Source organism: Aeromicrobium alkaliterrae, from assembly GCF_039529015.1.
GTDB lineage: Bacteria > Actinomycetota > Actinomycetes > Propionibacteriales > Nocardioidaceae > Aeromicrobium > Aeromicrobium alkaliterrae.
Map to the genome: position 1 here is coordinate 1,188,201 of NZ_BAAAME010000004.1, position 14,172 is coordinate 1,202,372.

Sequence of the window (14,172 nt, forward strand, 5' to 3'; positions counted from 1 at the left end):
GCCGATGTGCGTCTACGCTGTGCCTCGGAGAGGCACACGATGTCCGACGCACACGTGCTGGTGCTCAACGCCAGCTACGAACCGCTGCAACGCGTGTCCCTGCGTCACGCCATCAAGATGCTCGTCCGGCAGGTCGCCGTGATCGAGGAGGAGGCCGGCGGCACGTACGGTCCGTTCCCGCGGCCGAAGGTGCTGCGCCTCGTGCGCTACGTCGTGACGCGCTGGATGTACCGGCGCTCCGAGCTCTGCACGAAGTCGGCCATCAAGGCCCGCGACAAGGCGTGCGCGTACTGCGGCGGTCACGCCGACACCGTCGACCACGTCATCCCGCGCAGCCGCGGCGGGATGCTCACGTGGGACAACGCGGTGGCGGCCTGCCTGCGCTGCAACCACCGCAAGGCAGACCGCACCCCGCTGGAGGCCGGCATGCCGCTGCTGATCGTGCCGCGCCGCCCGACGTTCTTCACCCCCGAGGTCGCCTGACCGCTCGCGAGTGGATTCCCGCCCCTCCGCGAGTGAGTTCCGGCCCCTCCTCGGGGCGGAAACTCGCTCGCGAAGGGGCGGAAACTCTCTCCTCGCGGGGCGGGAATTCACTCGCGAGCGGTCGGTCGGGCTGTCAGAGGCCGACGGACTCGTAGATGTCCTCGAGCGTGTCGAGGTACTCGCCCTCGTTGGTCTCGGCCAGCGCGTACGCGGCGACGAGCTGCGGCTCGACCTTCGCGGCGACCTCGTCGTAGCGGGCCCGCCACTTCTCGGCCTCGATCTGCCAGTAGCCGCACGTGTAGAAGTCGCTCTGCGGCCAGCCGAGCTCGCGGCGCAGGCGACGGCGGACCGCGCGACTGGCCCGCGCCTCGCCGGCGAACCACACGTAGCGGCCGCCCTCGGCGTCGGCGTCCGGCAGGTCGGCGTCGAGGACGACCTTCTCGAGTGCGTCGGTCACGTCGACGTCGCGCTCGACGACGATCCACTCCAGGTCGACGTCGGCCGGGCTCGGCAGCTCCATCGCGTCGCCCGCGTCGGTCAGCACGCCGACCGCGCGAACCTTCTGGCCGGGCTCGAGGCCGCGCAGGATGCGGGCCATCGCCGGGACGCCGGTGATGTCGGCGACGAGCAGCTGCCACGCGGTTCCGGGTGCGGCGGCGTACAGGCCCTTCGGCGGCAGCAGACCGACCTCGTCGCCCGGCCTGCAGTCACGCGCCCAGGCCGCGCCCGGACCCGCCTCGTGCAGCGCGATGTCGAGATCGATCTCGGCGACGCCCTCGACGATCCGGTGGTCGGAGATCGTGTAGACGCGGGGGACCGGAGCCTCGGTGCCCTCGGGCTGGGTGATGACCCAGTCGTCGCTGATCTCCGGCAGCACGAGCGGGGCACCCGGCGGCGGGATCAGCACGCGAATGTACTCGTCCGGCACCCCGGTCGACGGGTAGTCGCCGACGACCTCGAGGGTCACGGTGACGAGGTGGGGGCTCAGGGCGCGACGTCCGGTGACGCGCGCGGAGGTGACCTGCATGACGTCCTCACGGTGGGAATTGCTCGGGTGAGGGAAACCTTACCTTCCCTCGCCGAGCATTCCCACCGCGAGCATCGTCACGTCGTGACGCAGCGCGGTGGACCGCCGGTGGTCGTCCACGCGCGACCGGGCCCCGTGCACTCGGCCTGCGTCACGCCGGGAATCAGCGTCCCGGCCGGCGGGGTCGTCGGTGTCGCCGATGGGTCCGGTGACGGTTCGGTGCAGTTCGGGTAGGTGCCCGTCTGCCCGGAGTCCTCGCACGTGATCGGCACGCAGTTGAAGCCCGTGCCGTCGAGCTTCTGCGTCGGGTCGCACACCGGGACCGGACGCGGCTCACACCCGGACTGGTCGGCGTTGAGCTGCTCGGTCGGACCACACGTCGGCGCCGGGGCCACGTAGGTCTCGCCCTTGTCGCTCTTGAGGTTGGCCGCCTTCGGGAAGGTGCCGCAGTCGGAGGAGTCGACCGCCTCGTTCATGTAGGCCTTGAAGGTCTGCGCCGGGTAGGCACCGCCGAACGCCGGCCGCAGGAACCCGTCGAGCTCGTCGTTGCCGTCGCCGCGGTTGTACATCACCGCGGTCGCGAGCTTGGGGGTGGCGCCGACGAACCAGACCGCGGAGGTCACGGTGTCGCCGTTGTCGCCCTCGGCCGTCGCCGTACCGGTCTTGCCCGCCGTCGGACACACGGTGCGACCCGCGGTGCCGGTGCCGCCCGAGGCGGTCACCCCCTGGAGCGCAGCGAGCGTGTCGGCGGCGACGTCGGCCGGGACGGCCTGGTCGACCTCGTTGGCGTGCTCGTACAGCACCGAGCCCTCGGCGCTGGAGACCTTCTGGACGACGTACCACTCGGACTTGTTGCCGCTGGCCGCGATCGTGGCGTAGGCGTTGGCCATGTCGATCGGCGCCACGCCGGCGTACCCGAGCGACGTGACCGCCACGGGGTCGATCTCGTCGACCGTGGACTGCGGGATGCCCGCCTGCACCGCCGCGTCGAGGATCTTCTGCGCCCCGACACTGACGTCACCGCCGTCGCTCATCTGCACCGTGAGGTCGATGAACGCGGTGTTGACGGACTTGGCCGTGGCTCTCTCGAGGTCGAGGGTGCCGTACGAGGCGCCGCCGGAGTCACCGGCGTTCTTCACCTGGCCCCCGCCGATCCGGTACGGGGTGTTGCCGTCGAGCTTGGTCTTGAGGCTGTACCCGTCCTCCAGCGCGGCGATCACCGCGAACATCTTGAAGGTCGACCCCGGTTGGGTCTTGGCCGTGGCCCAGTTGAACTGACTGATCAGGAAGTCCGGGCCCCCGTAGAGCGCCTTCACGGCGCCCGTCCCGGGCTCGACCGAGGCGAGTCCGGTGTTGACCCCCTCGAGGTTGGCCGGGCGCACGTCCACGACGGCGTCGACCGCCGCCTGCTGGAGCCGCGCGTCGAACGTCGTGACGATCCGCAGACCGCCGCCCTGGACCTGCGTGTCGCTGAAGTCGCGCTTGGCCATGTCGTTCTCGACCATCTTCAGCAGGTAGCCGTTGGTGCCGGCGTACCGGTTGTTGACCACGATCGGCGAGAACGCGGGCAGCACGTCGCGGTACTGGGCGACCTCCTCGGCCGTGATGGCCCCGGACTTCTCCATGCCGTCGAGCACGTAGTTGTACCGCGGCAGGAGCCGCTCGTCGCGCGCGGTGGTCTCGGTCTGGCACTCCGCGCTCGCCCCGTCGATCAGGCACGAGGGCGTGTACGGGTCGTAGTACGTCGGGCTGTTCACGACGGTCGCGAGGTACGCCGACTCCGGGACGGTCAGGTCGGCGACGTCCTTGTTGAAGTAGGTCTTCGCGGCGACCTGCACGCCGTAGGCACCGTTGCCGTAGTAGACGGTGTTGAGGTAGCCCTCGAGGATCTCGGACTTGCTGAGCTGGTTGTGGATCTTGAGCGACAGGACCGCTTCCTTGATCTTGCGCGTGTAGGTGCGCTCCTGCGTCAGGTAGAGGATCTTGACGTACTGCTGCGTGATGGTCGAGGCACCACCGGTGATCCGGCCGCTCGTGGTGTTGTCGCGCAGCGCGCGGACGATGCCCTTGAAGTCGATGCCGCGGTTCGTGTAGAACGACCGGTCCTCGGCGGCGATGATCGCGGCCTGCATCGAGGCGGGGACCTGGTCGAGGGCGACGTTCTCGCGGTCCTGCTCGGCGAACTCGCCGAGCTCGGTCGTGCCGTCGGAGTAGTAGACCTTGGTCGTCTGGGTCTGGAACTCGGCGTTCGGATCGGGGATGTCGATCGAGCGGTAGAGGATGAAGAACGCCAGGGCGCTCGTGGCGAACCCGAGGACGCCGAGGAAGGCGAACCACCGGAGGGTCTTGACCCACCAGGCCCGGCCCTCGCCGCCGATGGCCCGGAAGGCCTTGAAGATGCCGCCGCGCTTGGCGGTCCGGGACGTGCTCCGCTTCGAGCCGTTGGAGCTCCGCTTGGCGGATCGCCGCCCACCGCTGCCGTTGCTGCTCTGCGCCACGAGCGGGCACCTCCATCTGTCCGTCCGGCCGCCACCGGGGGATGCCGGCGGCCGTGATGATCCGCTCAAGTGTGCCTGTTGCACCCACGCACGCCAAACCTCCGCCCGACCGTCGGCGTGGCCCTGCCACGACGGCCACGTGGACCGGTGGCGGCCGGACGGTGGACGCCGCGTGACGACGGTGGTGGTCGCCACGAAGATTTCGATGTATCGTCTCGATATATCCATTCCACGTATCGAAGGTTGACCATGGCCAGGCGCGGCGCGGCTCTCGAGCTCGCGATCCTCGGACTGCTGCACGACTCGCCCATGCACGGGTACGAGCTGCGCAAGCAGCTCATCGCCCTGCTCGGATGGGGACGAGTCCTGTCCTACGGCACGCTCTACCCGTGCCTGAAGACGCTCGTGCGGCACGGCCTGATCGTCGCCGACGACGATCCCGAGGCGACCGCCATCCGTGGTCGCCGCAACCGGATCGCGTACCGCCTCACGGCTGAGGGCAAGGAGTACTTCGCCCAGGTCATGGAGGAGTCCGGTCCTGCGACGTGGGACGACGAGAACTTCGGTGTCCGGTTCGCGTTCTTCGCGCGCACCGATGCATCGACACGGGTCCGCATCCTCGAGGGTCGACGCAGTCGGCTCCAGGAGCGGCTCGAGAACGTCCGCGACGCCTCCCTCCGGGGACGCCGCGGTGGTGACAACTACACGCGCGAGCTCCAGCGACATGGTCTGGAGTCGGTCGAGCGCGAGGTGCAGTGGTTGACCGAGCTCATCGACCGTGAGCGAGCGGGCGGATACGCGGCCACCGGTGACGACACCGGCGACGCTGACCCGTCCACCCAGACAGCATGACCCCGATCACGGGCAACTCGAACGAAACGGCAGAAGGAGAACCCATGGGTTCGGTACGCGTGGCAATTGTGGGCGTGGGCAACTGCGCCACGTCCCTCATCGAGGGCGTCGAGTACTACAAGGACGCTGATCCGGCGGGCACCGTCCCCGGTCTGATGCACGTCCAGTTCGGCGACTACCACGTCAAGGACGTCGAGTTCGTCGCCGCGTTCGACGTCGATGCGAAGAAGGTCGGCTTCGACCTCGCGGACGCGATCCGCAGCAGCGAGAACAACACGATCAAGATCACCGACGTCCCGCCGACCGGCATCTCGGTCCAGCGTGGCCCGACGCTCGACGGCCTCGGCAAGTACTACCTCGAGACGATCGAGGAGTCCGACGCCGCTCCGGTCGACGTCGTGCAGGTCCTGAAGGACACCCAGGCCGACGTCATCGTGTCCTACCTCCCGGTGGGCTCGGAGGAGGCCGACAAGTTCTACGCGCAGTGCGCGATCGACGCGGGCGTCGCCTTCGTCAACGCCCTGCCCGTCTTCATCGCCTCCGACCCCGAGTGGGCCAAGAAGTTCGAGGACGCCGGCGTCCCGATCATCGGCGACGACATCAAGAGCCAGGTCGGCGCGACCATCACGCACCGCGTCATGGCGAAGCTGTTCGAGGACCGCGGCGTCGCGCTGGACCGCACGTACCAGCTCAACGTCGGCGGCAACATGGACTTCAAGAACATGCTCGAGCGCGAGCGCCTGGAGTCCAAGAAGGTCTCCAAGACCCAGGCCGTCACCTCGAACCTGACCGGCTCGCTGGCCGGCAAGGTCCACGACAAGAACGTGCACATCGGCCCGTCGGACTACGTCGCCTGGCTCGACGACCGCAAGTGGGCGTACGTGCGCCTCGAGGGCCGCGCGTTCGGCGACGCCCCCATCAACCTGGAGTACAAGCTCGAGGTCTGGGACTCGCCCAACTCGGCCGGCATCATCATCGACGCGATCCGCGCCGCGAAGATCGCCAAGGACCGCGGCATCGGCGGCGCGCTGCTGAGCGCCTCGTCGTACCTGATGAAGAGCCCGCCGGAGCAGCGTCCCGACGACCTCGGTCGCAAGAAGCTCGAGGCGTTCATCGCCGGCGAGGAAGAGCGCTGAGCCGCACTCGCTGACCTGACGCAGGGCCGGATCCCCACCCGGGGGTCCGGCCCTGTGGCACGTCAAGGGGTTTCGAGGCTCGTCGCTAGCGCTCCTCGCACCTCAACCACCGGGGGTCGACTCCCCGCCCCTTGAGGTGTGAGCGAGGAACGAGCGAGCCTCGAAAGGGGTACCTCAGCCCGCGACCTGACCACGGTTTCGAGGCTCAGGCGCTAGAGCGCCTTCGCACCTCGACCACCGGGCTCGTCAGTGGGGCCGGGGCTCGAGACCCAGGGCCGCGCAGGCCTGCTCGTACAGGACGACGACCTCGCGGCGGATCTCCGGACGCTCGGTGATCGACGTGCTCCACGGCACGCGCACCTCGCTGGGCACTCCGTCGAGCACGGCCGCGAACACCGCGGCGTCGCCGTCGAGGCCCGTCATCGTCGCGGACTCCGCCTCGGGCAGCCCGAACGCGCGCACGATCAGCAGGGCGTCGTCGGTGTGGTCGTCGTTCATGTGCGCGAGGACCGCGTCGACGACCTCAGGCTCGAAGGTGTGGCTCACGGGCCGCAGCCTAGTCGCGCCGTGCCCGAGCCGGTGCCGGACGGACGTCGGCGAGCAGCACGCCCACCGCGCGTGACATGGCCGCGCCCGCGTCGTCGACCGTGCGCCCGAGGTCGTCGCGCAGCAGGCTCCACGCGTTGAAGCTCGTGGCGGCCACGAGCGCGTCGAGCAGCACGGCGCGCTGCGCCCCGGACGCGACGAGCTCGGTCGCGAAGACCCGCTCGACGTCCTCCACGACCCGGCGCACGTGACCGCGACGGCTCTCGCGCAGTGCGGCGGACCGGTGCTCGAGCAGCCCCGCGGCCCGGGCGGCGGGCGCGATCGACTCGAGGCGACGCACGCGCTCGGCGCAGAACGCCGCGACCCGCACGGCGAGCGGAGCTCCCGGATCGATCTGCCGACGCAGCTGCTCGTCGTTGGCGAACCAGTAGTCGGTCGTGGCCCGGAACAGTCCCTCCATGTCGCCGAAGACGGTCCAGAGCGTGCGCACCGAGACGTGCGCGGCGTCCGCGATCTCGGCTGCCGTGGGGGTGAGGTGGCCCGCGGCCATGAGCGCGGCGTGCGCCTCGAGCACCGTGTGCCGGGTGCGCTGCCGACGGGCCACGCGCCCGTCGGTCTGGCGGCGTTCCGGACCGCCCTCGATCGTCATGACCCCAGGATGCACCCCGCCGCCAGAAAATTGCATGCCCTCTGCATATTGCTTGTGACGCGCGTCACGGCTAGCCTTCCCGAAAGTTTCCGACAGGGGGGTGGGAGCGACGTGCTGTCGGTATCGAACCTGGAAGTCGTCTACAACGACGTGATCCTCGTGCTGCGTGGGGTGAGCCTCACGGTCGAGGAGGGCACGATCGTGGCGCTGCTGGGCGCCAACGGCGCCGGCAAGACCACGTTGCTGCGCGCCGTCACCGGCCTGCTCGACGTGCACGACGGCGCGATCACCAAGGGTGAGGTCCACTTCGAGGGCCGCCCGATCCAGCGCTGGGCGCCGAGCCGCATCGTCGGCGCGGGCCTCGGGCAGGTGCTCGAGGGGCGCCGGGTCTTCGGGGAGTTCTCGGTCGAGGAGAACCTGCGCGTCGGCGGGCACACCCGCCGCGGCGGGCTCACGAGCGCGATCGACGAGGTCTACGACCTCTTCCCCGTGCTGCGCGAGCGTCGCAAGCAGACGGCGGGCTACCTCTCCGGCGGCGAGCAGCAGATGCTCGCGATGGGCCGCGCGCTGATCGCCCAGCCCCGCCTCCTCCTGCTCGACGAGCCGAGCCTCGGACTCGCGCCGCGCATCGTGGCGCAGATCAAGGACATCGTGGTCGAGATCAACCGCCGCGGCACGACCGTGCTGCTGGTCGAGCAGAACGCCGCGATGGCGCTGTCGATCGCCCACCACGGCTACGTCATGGAGCACGGCAAGGTCGTCATGGACCGGCCCGCCGCCGAGCTGCTCGCCGACGACGACATCCGCGACTTCTACCTGGGTCGCGGCGAGCTCGCGACCTCCTACCGCGACCTGAAGCACTACAAGCGCCGCAAGCGCTGGTTGTCCTGAGGAGGCCCGCATGAGCACACCCCACGATCCCGTCGTCAGTCCCCCGGTCGTCAGCCTCCGGGACGTGACACTGCGCTTCGCCGGCGTGACGGCCCTGCGCGACGTCACGTTCGACGTGCACCCCGGCGAGCTGTTCGCCGTCATCGGCCCGAACGGCGCGGGGAAGACCTCGATCTTCAACGTGCTGTCGGGCGTCTACCGACCCCAGGAGGGCGAGGTGACGTTCGCCGGCACCTCGATCCTGGGCAAGCGGCCGCACCGCATCGCGGCCCTCGGCATGGCGCGCACGTTCCAGAACATCGAGCTGTTCACCAACCTCGACGTCGTCGACAACCTGATGCTGGGCCGTCACCACCACCTCGGCTACGGCTGGCCCTCGGCCGTGGCGTGGCTCGGACGGGCCCGCCGGCAGGAAATCCTCAACCGCCGCCGCGTGGAGGAGATCATCGACTTCCTCGAGATCGAGGCCTACCGCCACCTGCCGGTCGGCATGCTCCCGTACGGCGTGCAGAAGCGCATCGAGCTGGGGCGCGCCCTCGCGATGGAGCCCACGCTGCTGCTGCTCGACGAACCCGTCGCCGGCATGAACGGCGAGGAGACCGAGGACATGGCGCGGTTCATCCTCGAGGTCAAGCACGAGCTCGGGCTGCCGATGATCCTCGTCGAGCACGACATGGGGCTCGTGATGGACCTCGCGGACCGCGTCATGGCGATGGACTTCGGCACCCCGCTGACGACCGGCACCCCGGCCGAGGTGCAGGCCCATCCTGAGGTCATCCGCGCCTACCTCGGCGCGGGCGACGAGATCGTCGTGGGAGAGGACGCCCGATGACCGAGCCGAGCACGAGCCTCGCCGCGCTGGTGCGCGACCGCGCGCGGGCGACGCCCGACCGCATCGCGATGCGCGAGAAGAACCTCGGCCTCTGGGAGGCCGTCACGTGGGGCGAGTACTGGGAGCGCGCGACGCTCGTCGGCCACGCCCTCCTGGCACTCGGCGTCCAGCCGGGCGACAGGGTCGCGGTGCACAGCGAGAACCGGCGCGAGTGGCTCTACAGCGACATCGGCATCACCGCCGTGCGCGCCGCGACGGTCGGGCTCTACCCCACCAACCCCGCGCCCGAGGTGCTGCACGTGCTGCGCGACAGCGGGGCGACGGTGCTGATCGCCGAGGACCAGGAGCAGGTCGACAAGGCGCTCGAGGTGGCCGACCAGCTCCCGCAGCTGCGGCACGTCGTGCACCTCGAGCACCGCGGCATCCGTGGGCGGTACACCGACGAGCGCTTGCTGGAGTGGGACGCGTTCCTCGACCTCGGTCGTGAGCACGCGGCGGCGAACCCGGGTGCGGTCGACAGGACGGCCGACGCGGCCGAGCCGGACGACCTCGCGACCCTCGTCTACACGTCCGGCACGACGGGTCCGCCCAAGGGCGCGATGCTCAGCCAGGCCAACATCGCGTTCGTCTGCGACGTCCTGCGGGGGGCCGACGCGTTCATCGACCCCCCGCCGAACGAGAAGGACCTCATCGTCTCGTACCTGCCGTTGTGCCACGTCGCCGAGCGCGTGTTCACGACGTGGTTCAACGCCGCGGCCGGCACGCAGGTCAACTTCGCGGAGTCGATCGACACGGTGCAGCAGAACCTGCGCGAGATCCAGCCGACGATCGTGTTCGGCGTCCCGCGCATCTGGGAGAAGATCGTGGCCGGCGTCCACATCCGCATGAGCGGGGCCTCGCGCCTCAAGCGCGCCAACTTCGCGCTGTGGATGCGGGTCTCGCGGTGGATCGGCCGCACGCTGGTCGCCCGCCAGGGCCGGCACACCGTGGCGACCCGGCTGGCCTACGCGGCGGGGTGGGTCGCCTGCTACCGCCCGCTGCGCGAGCGGATCGGGCTCTCGAAGGTGCGCTACGCCGCCTCGGGCGCCGCCCCGATCGCACCCGAGGTGCTGGAGTTCTTCATGGGCATCGGACTGCCGATGTTCGAGGTGTACGGGATGACCGAGAACAGTGCGGTCGCCACGACGAACCGTCCCGGCCGGGTCAAGCTCGGCACGGTCGGCGAGCCGCAGCCCGGCACCGAGATCCGGGTCGACGAGCAGACGGGCGAGATCCTCACCCGCCACGCCGGCACATTCGCGGGCTACTGGAACAACCCCGAGGCCACGTCGCGCACGATCGACGCCGACGGCTGGCTCCACACCGGGGACGTGGGCGAGTGGGTCGACGGCACGCACCTGCGCATCACCGACCGCATCAAGGACATCATCATCACCGCCGGCGGCAAGAACATCTCCCCGAGCGAGATCGAGAACAGCCTCAAGGCATCGCCGTACGTCAAGGAGGCGATCGTCGTCGGCGACCGCCGCAAGTTCCTGACCGCGCTGATCGGCATCGAGCTCGACACCGTGGGCGACTGGGCGCAGAAGCGCCGCATCCCCTTCACGACGTACCGCGACCTGTCCACCAAGCCCGAGGTGCTCGAGCTCGTCCGCGGCGTCATCGCGACGACCAACGAGAAGTTCGCCTCGGTCGAGACGATCAAGGACTTCCGCATGCTGCCCAAGGAGCTCGACCACGACGCCGGGGAGCTGACCGCGACGCAGAAGGTCAAGCGCTCGGTCATCACCGACACGTTCTCCGCGGAGATCGAGTCGATGTACGCCGGATCGGAGCGTTGAGATGGAGCTCCTCCAGTCGATCGTCAACGGCCTCGGCCAGGGATCGGTGTACGCGCTGCTCGCCCTCGGCTACGTCATGATCTACAAGGCCACGAAGGTCATCTCGTTCGCCCAGCCCGCGCTGATGGTCGTGGGAGGCCTGTTCACGTACCACTTCACGCGCGAGTTCGGCCTGCCGTTCTGGATCGGCATGGCGCTCGCGGTGCTGTGCGGCGCGGCCGTCGGCATGATCGTCGAACGCCTCGCGCTGCGCCCCATGATCGGCAAGCCCGTCTTCACGCTGGCGATCATCACGATCGGGATCGACATCGTGCTGCGCATCCTGGCCAACCGCTACATCGGCGTGCAGTCCAAGATCGTCACCTACCCCGACGGCACCCGCATCCACGAGGTCGGCGGCATCACGATCAGCTCGCAGCGGCTCGGGCTCATCGCCGTCACGGTCGTGACGGTCGTCGCCCTCGCCCTGTTCTTCCGGTACACGCGCTACGGGCTCGCCATGCGGGCCACCGCGATCGACCAGGAGACCGCGATGGCGCAGGGCATCCGCATCGGCATCGTGTTCGCGCTGGCCTGGGCGATCGCGGGAGGCCTCGCGGCGATCGCCGGCACGTTCGTCGCGGCGGGCACCGCGGGCATGGACCAGAACACCTGGATCATCGCCCTGAAGGCCCTGCCGGCCATCATCATCGGCGGACTCGACTCGATCCCGGGCGCGGTGGTCGGCGGTCTCATGGTGGGCGTCGTCGAGGCGGTCACCGCGACCTACCAGCCCGACGTCGCCGGCTGGCTCGGCAACAACTTCTCGCTCGTCGCGCCGTACGCGCTGATGTTGGTGGTGCTGCTCGTCAGACCCTATGGACTCTTCGGCACGAAGGAGGTCGAGCGGGTATGACGACGATCGTCCGTTCGCCGCGCCTGCGCGGCCGCGCCCTCGCCACGACGAGCTACGCGCAGGACATGGGTCTGCTGAACACGCCCGCCAAGCGCCGCTCCACGCTCGTCATGGTCGTGCTCGGCTTCCTGGTGCCGTTCCTGCTCACCGACGACCTGCTGCAGATCGCGACGCTGGGCATGATCTCGGCCGTCGGCGCGATCGGCCTCAACCTCGTGACCGGTTACGCGGGCCAGGTCTCGCTCGGCCACGCCTTCTTCATCGGCGTCGGTGCGTACACCGGCGCGGTGCTGGGCGGGTCGGAGACGTCGCTGGTGGTCGGCTACGACCTGCCGATGTGGATCTGGCTCCCCGGCGCCGGCATCGTCGCGGCGCTGGCCGGCCTGCTGGTCGGGCCGCTCGCGGTGCGCCTGCGGGGTCTGTACCTCGCGATCGTGACGCTCGGCCTGGTGTTCCTGGGCGACCACGTGTTCCGCGAGGCCCGAAGCCTCACCGGCGGACCCGGCGTCGGCCGGCGCGGGCCCGACCTGAACGTGTTCGGCATCGACCTGCGCGAGAGCGGCTCGGTGCTCGGCCTCGAGCTCGCGCGCGAGCAGCGACAGTTCCTGTTCGCGCTGCTGTTCCTCATCGTGTTCGCGGTGCTGGCCCGCAACATCGCCCGCTCCGGCGTCGGCCGTGCGTTCTCGGCCGTGCGCGACCGGGACGTCGCGGCCGCCATCATCGGCGTCGACCTCACCAAGTACAAGGTCATGGCGTTCGCGATGTCCTCGTTCTTCGCCGGCGTCACCGGCGCCCTCTACTACGCCGTGCTGGGCGTGTTCGACCCGTCGGCGTTCGGCCTGCTCATGAGCATCCAGTACCTGGCGATGATCCTGATCGGCGGCGTCGCCACGATCTCCGGATCGATCATGGGCGCGATGTTCATCGCGTTCCTCGGACGCCTGTCGGGCGAGATCGCCCACGTCGTGCCGGGCATCACGACCGGCTCGGGCGGCGGTGGCGTCCTGACCGTCTTCCAGCTCGAGGCGATCCTCTACGGCCTGCTCATCATCGTGTTCCTGATCTTCGAGCCACGAGGCCTGTTCGGCATCTGGCTGCGAATACGGAACTACTGGAAGGGCTGGCCCTTCTCCTACTAGCGCCCCATCATCACCACCCCTCGAACTCGCCGCTCATCGCGGGCGGCGTGACGGAAAGGAATCCCGCATGACGAAGAAGCGAAACCTGCTGAGGGTCGGCGCGTGCGCGATGACCGCAGCGCTCGTGCTCACCGCCTGTCGTGGCGGTGACTCCGGCTCGTCCGAGGCCGGCGGCGGCATCACCGACGAACCGTGCCCCGACGCGGTCAACCCCGACAACGGCTGCATCTACCTCGGCGCGATCTCCGACCTCACGAAGGGCCCGTTCGCGCCGCTGGCCGTCCCGATCACCGACGCGCAGGAGGCGTTCTGGGCGCAGGTCAACGAGGACGGCGGCGTCGGCGGCTACGACATCAACCTGACCGACCACATCGCCGACTCCGAGTACAACCCCGAGCTGCACAACCGCAAGTACCAGGAGATGCGTGACGACGTCGCGGCCCTGGCCCAGACGCTCGGGTCCTCGCAGACGCTCGCGATCCTCGAGGACATGAAGGCCGACGACGTCATCGGCGTGCCGGCCTCGTGGAACTCGGCCTGGGAGTTCGAGGACCAGATCCTCGAGTCGGGCGCGAGCTACTGCTTCGAGGCCATGAACGGCGTCGACTGGGCCGTCGCCGAGCGTGGCGTCGCGAACAAGGTCGTCGCGGTGGGCTACGCGGGCGACTACGGCGGAGACGCCGCCGCCGGGGTCGAGGTCGCGGCCGAGGCCAACGGTCTGGAGTACGTCGCGCTGGAGACCCCCGCGGGTCAGGAGAACCAGACGGGCGCGATCTCGCAGATCCTCGGCGAGCAGCCCGACCTCGTCTACATCTCGACCGGTCCGGCCGAGATGGCGACGATCGTCGGCGGGCTGGCGCAGAACGGCTTCACCGGCACGGTCGTCGGCTCGAGCCCGACCTGGAACCCGGCGCTCCTGCAGTCGGCGGCTGCCCCGGCACTGGAGGCGCTGTACTTCCAGGCCGGTCCGTGGGGCCCGTTCGGCACCGACACCCCGGGCCACCAGAAGATGCGCGACGCCCTCGGCGACGTCACCCCGAACGACGGCTACACGGCCGGCTGGGCGTGGAGCTACGCGCTGCTCGCCACGCTCGAGGCGGCAGCCGACCTGGACGGCGGCATCACCCGCGAGAACCTCGTGAAGGCCGCCGGTGAGCTCGAGTCGGTCGACTACGAGGGCATGCTGCCCGAGGACGCCGGCGCCACCGACGGGGACCCGAACGAGACGGCGTTCCGCCAGAGCGTCATCTCCCGGGTCGATCCGTCGGCGCCCACCGGCGTCACGATCGAGCAGGACTTCACCGCAGGTCCGACGGTGAGCGACTTCGACTTCACGGAGCCGTGCTTCTCGCTCCAGTGACGTCAGGTCGATGACGACGAGCC

13 protein-coding genes are annotated in these 14,172 nt (G+C 69.7%); 9 read left to right on the top strand and 4 right to left on the bottom strand.

Going from position 1 to position 14,172, the window contains the following annotated elements:
- The first annotated feature begins 39 nt into the window (after positions 1-39).
- The gene (locus ABD127_RS13815; protein ID WP_344202531.1) at positions 40-483 is read left to right on the top strand and encodes an HNH endonuclease; all 444 of its coding nucleotides are present in this window, start codon (positions 40-42) and stop codon (positions 481-483) included.
- Positions 484-616: 133 nt separating this feature from the next.
- Here the strand turns inward: ABD127_RS13815 and ABD127_RS13820 are convergent, their stop codons facing one another.
- Both ABD127_RS13820 and ABD127_RS13825 read right to left on the bottom strand, forming a co-directional pair.
- Complete coding sequence (locus tag ABD127_RS13820) at positions 617-1,510, bottom strand: siderophore-interacting protein (RefSeq protein WP_344202533.1); 894 nt, start codon at positions 1,508-1,510, stop codon at positions 617-619.
- A 77-nt stretch (positions 1,511-1,587) separates the two neighbouring features.
- Positions 1,588-4,008: a transglycosylase domain-containing protein gene (locus ABD127_RS13825; RefSeq protein ID WP_344202535.1), complete on the bottom strand. Its 2,421-nt coding sequence runs from the start codon at positions 4,006-4,008 to the stop codon at positions 1,588-1,590.
- 249 nt (positions 4,009-4,257) lie between these two features.
- On the opposite strand from ABD127_RS13825, the gene ABD127_RS13830 reads away from it, so the two are divergent.
- Positions 4,258-4,860, top strand: a complete 603-nt coding sequence (locus ABD127_RS13830; protein ID WP_344202536.1) for a PadR family transcriptional regulator — start codon at positions 4,258-4,260, stop codon at positions 4,858-4,860.
- A gap of 44 nt (positions 4,861-4,904) precedes the next feature.
- Entirely contained in the window at positions 4,905-5,996 is a 1,092-nt protein-coding gene (locus tag ABD127_RS13835) for an inositol-3-phosphate synthase (RefSeq protein WP_344202538.1), read from the top strand.
- A gap of 246 nt (positions 5,997-6,242) precedes the next feature.
- On the opposite strand, the gene ABD127_RS13840 is transcribed toward ABD127_RS13835, so the two are convergent.
- Positions 6,243-6,542, bottom strand: a complete 300-nt coding sequence (locus tag ABD127_RS13840) for a DUF2470 domain-containing protein (protein WP_344202540.1) — start codon at positions 6,540-6,542, stop codon at positions 6,243-6,245.
- Between the two features lie 10 nt (positions 6,543-6,552).
- Positions 6,553-7,191, bottom strand: coding sequence for a TetR/AcrR family transcriptional regulator (locus tag ABD127_RS13845; protein WP_344202542.1), 639 nt, complete (start codon positions 7,189-7,191; stop codon positions 6,553-6,555).
- 111 nt (positions 7,192-7,302) lie between these two features.
- Here ABD127_RS13845 and ABD127_RS13850 point away from each other — a divergent pair, with 111 nt between their 5' ends.
- The 6 genes from ABD127_RS13850 to ABD127_RS13875 all read left to right on the top strand — a co-directional run bounded on the left by ABD127_RS13850 (position 7,303) and on the right by ABD127_RS13875 (position 14,149).
- The gene (locus tag ABD127_RS13850; RefSeq protein ID WP_344202544.1) at positions 7,303-8,082 is read left to right on the top strand and encodes an ABC transporter ATP-binding protein; all 780 of its coding nucleotides are present in this window, start codon (positions 7,303-7,305) and stop codon (positions 8,080-8,082) included.
- A gap of 10 nt (positions 8,083-8,092) precedes the next feature.
- Complete coding sequence (locus tag ABD127_RS13855; RefSeq protein WP_344202546.1) at positions 8,093-8,914, top strand: ABC transporter ATP-binding protein; 822 nt, start codon at positions 8,093-8,095, stop codon at positions 8,912-8,914.
- The gene (locus ABD127_RS13860) at positions 8,911-10,755 is read left to right on the top strand and encodes an AMP-dependent synthetase/ligase (RefSeq protein WP_344202547.1); all 1,845 of its coding nucleotides are present in this window, start codon (positions 8,911-8,913) and stop codon (positions 10,753-10,755) included. The genes ABD127_RS13855 and ABD127_RS13860 overlap by 4 nt, the downstream gene beginning before the upstream one ends.
- 1 nt (position 10,756) lies before the next feature.
- The gene (locus tag ABD127_RS13865) at positions 10,757-11,650 is read left to right on the top strand and encodes a branched-chain amino acid ABC transporter permease (protein WP_344202548.1); all 894 of its coding nucleotides are present in this window, start codon (positions 10,757-10,759) and stop codon (positions 11,648-11,650) included.
- Positions 11,647-12,789 carry a branched-chain amino acid ABC transporter permease gene (locus ABD127_RS13870; RefSeq protein ID WP_344202550.1) on the top strand — a complete coding sequence of 381 codons (1,143 nt, stop codon included), beginning with the start codon at positions 11,647-11,649 and terminating at the stop codon, positions 12,787-12,789. The genes ABD127_RS13865 and ABD127_RS13870 overlap by 4 nt, the downstream gene beginning before the upstream one ends.
- A gap of 67 nt (positions 12,790-12,856) precedes the next feature.
- The gene (locus tag ABD127_RS13875; protein WP_344202551.1) at positions 12,857-14,149 is read left to right on the top strand and encodes an ABC transporter substrate-binding protein; all 1,293 of its coding nucleotides are present in this window, start codon (positions 12,857-12,859) and stop codon (positions 14,147-14,149) included.
- The last annotated feature ends 23 nt before the right edge of the window (positions 14,150-14,172 follow it).

Bases quoted from the DNA above. Each gene is read 5' to 3' on its own strand.
- ABD127_RS13815 (WP_344202531.1), top strand. From the start codon at position 40: ATGTCCGACGCACACGTGCTGGTGCTCAACGCCAGCTACGAACCGCTG.
- ABD127_RS13820 (WP_344202533.1), bottom strand. From the start codon at position 1,510: ATGCAGGTCACCTCCGCGCGCGTCACCGGACGTCGCGCCCTGAGCCCC.
- ABD127_RS13830 (WP_344202536.1), top strand. From the start codon at position 4,258: ATGGCCAGGCGCGGCGCGGCTCTCGAGCTCGCGATCCTCGGACTGCTG.
- ABD127_RS13835 (WP_344202538.1), top strand. From the start codon at position 4,905: ATGGGTTCGGTACGCGTGGCAATTGTGGGCGTGGGCAACTGCGCCACG.
- ABD127_RS13845 (WP_344202542.1), bottom strand. From the start codon at position 7,191: ATGACGATCGAGGGCGGTCCGGAACGCCGCCAGACCGACGGGCGCGTG.
- ABD127_RS13855 (WP_344202546.1), top strand. From the start codon at position 8,093: ATGAGCACACCCCACGATCCCGTCGTCAGTCCCCCGGTCGTCAGCCTC.
- ABD127_RS13860 (WP_344202547.1), top strand. From the start codon at position 8,911: ATGACCGAGCCGAGCACGAGCCTCGCCGCGCTGGTGCGCGACCGCGCG.
- ABD127_RS13865 (WP_344202548.1), top strand. From the start codon at position 10,757: ATGGAGCTCCTCCAGTCGATCGTCAACGGCCTCGGCCAGGGATCGGTG.
- ABD127_RS13870 (WP_344202550.1), top strand. From the start codon at position 11,647: ATGACGACGATCGTCCGTTCGCCGCGCCTGCGCGGCCGCGCCCTCGCC.
- ABD127_RS13875 (WP_344202551.1), top strand. From the start codon at position 12,857: ATGACGAAGAAGCGAAACCTGCTGAGGGTCGGCGCGTGCGCGATGACC.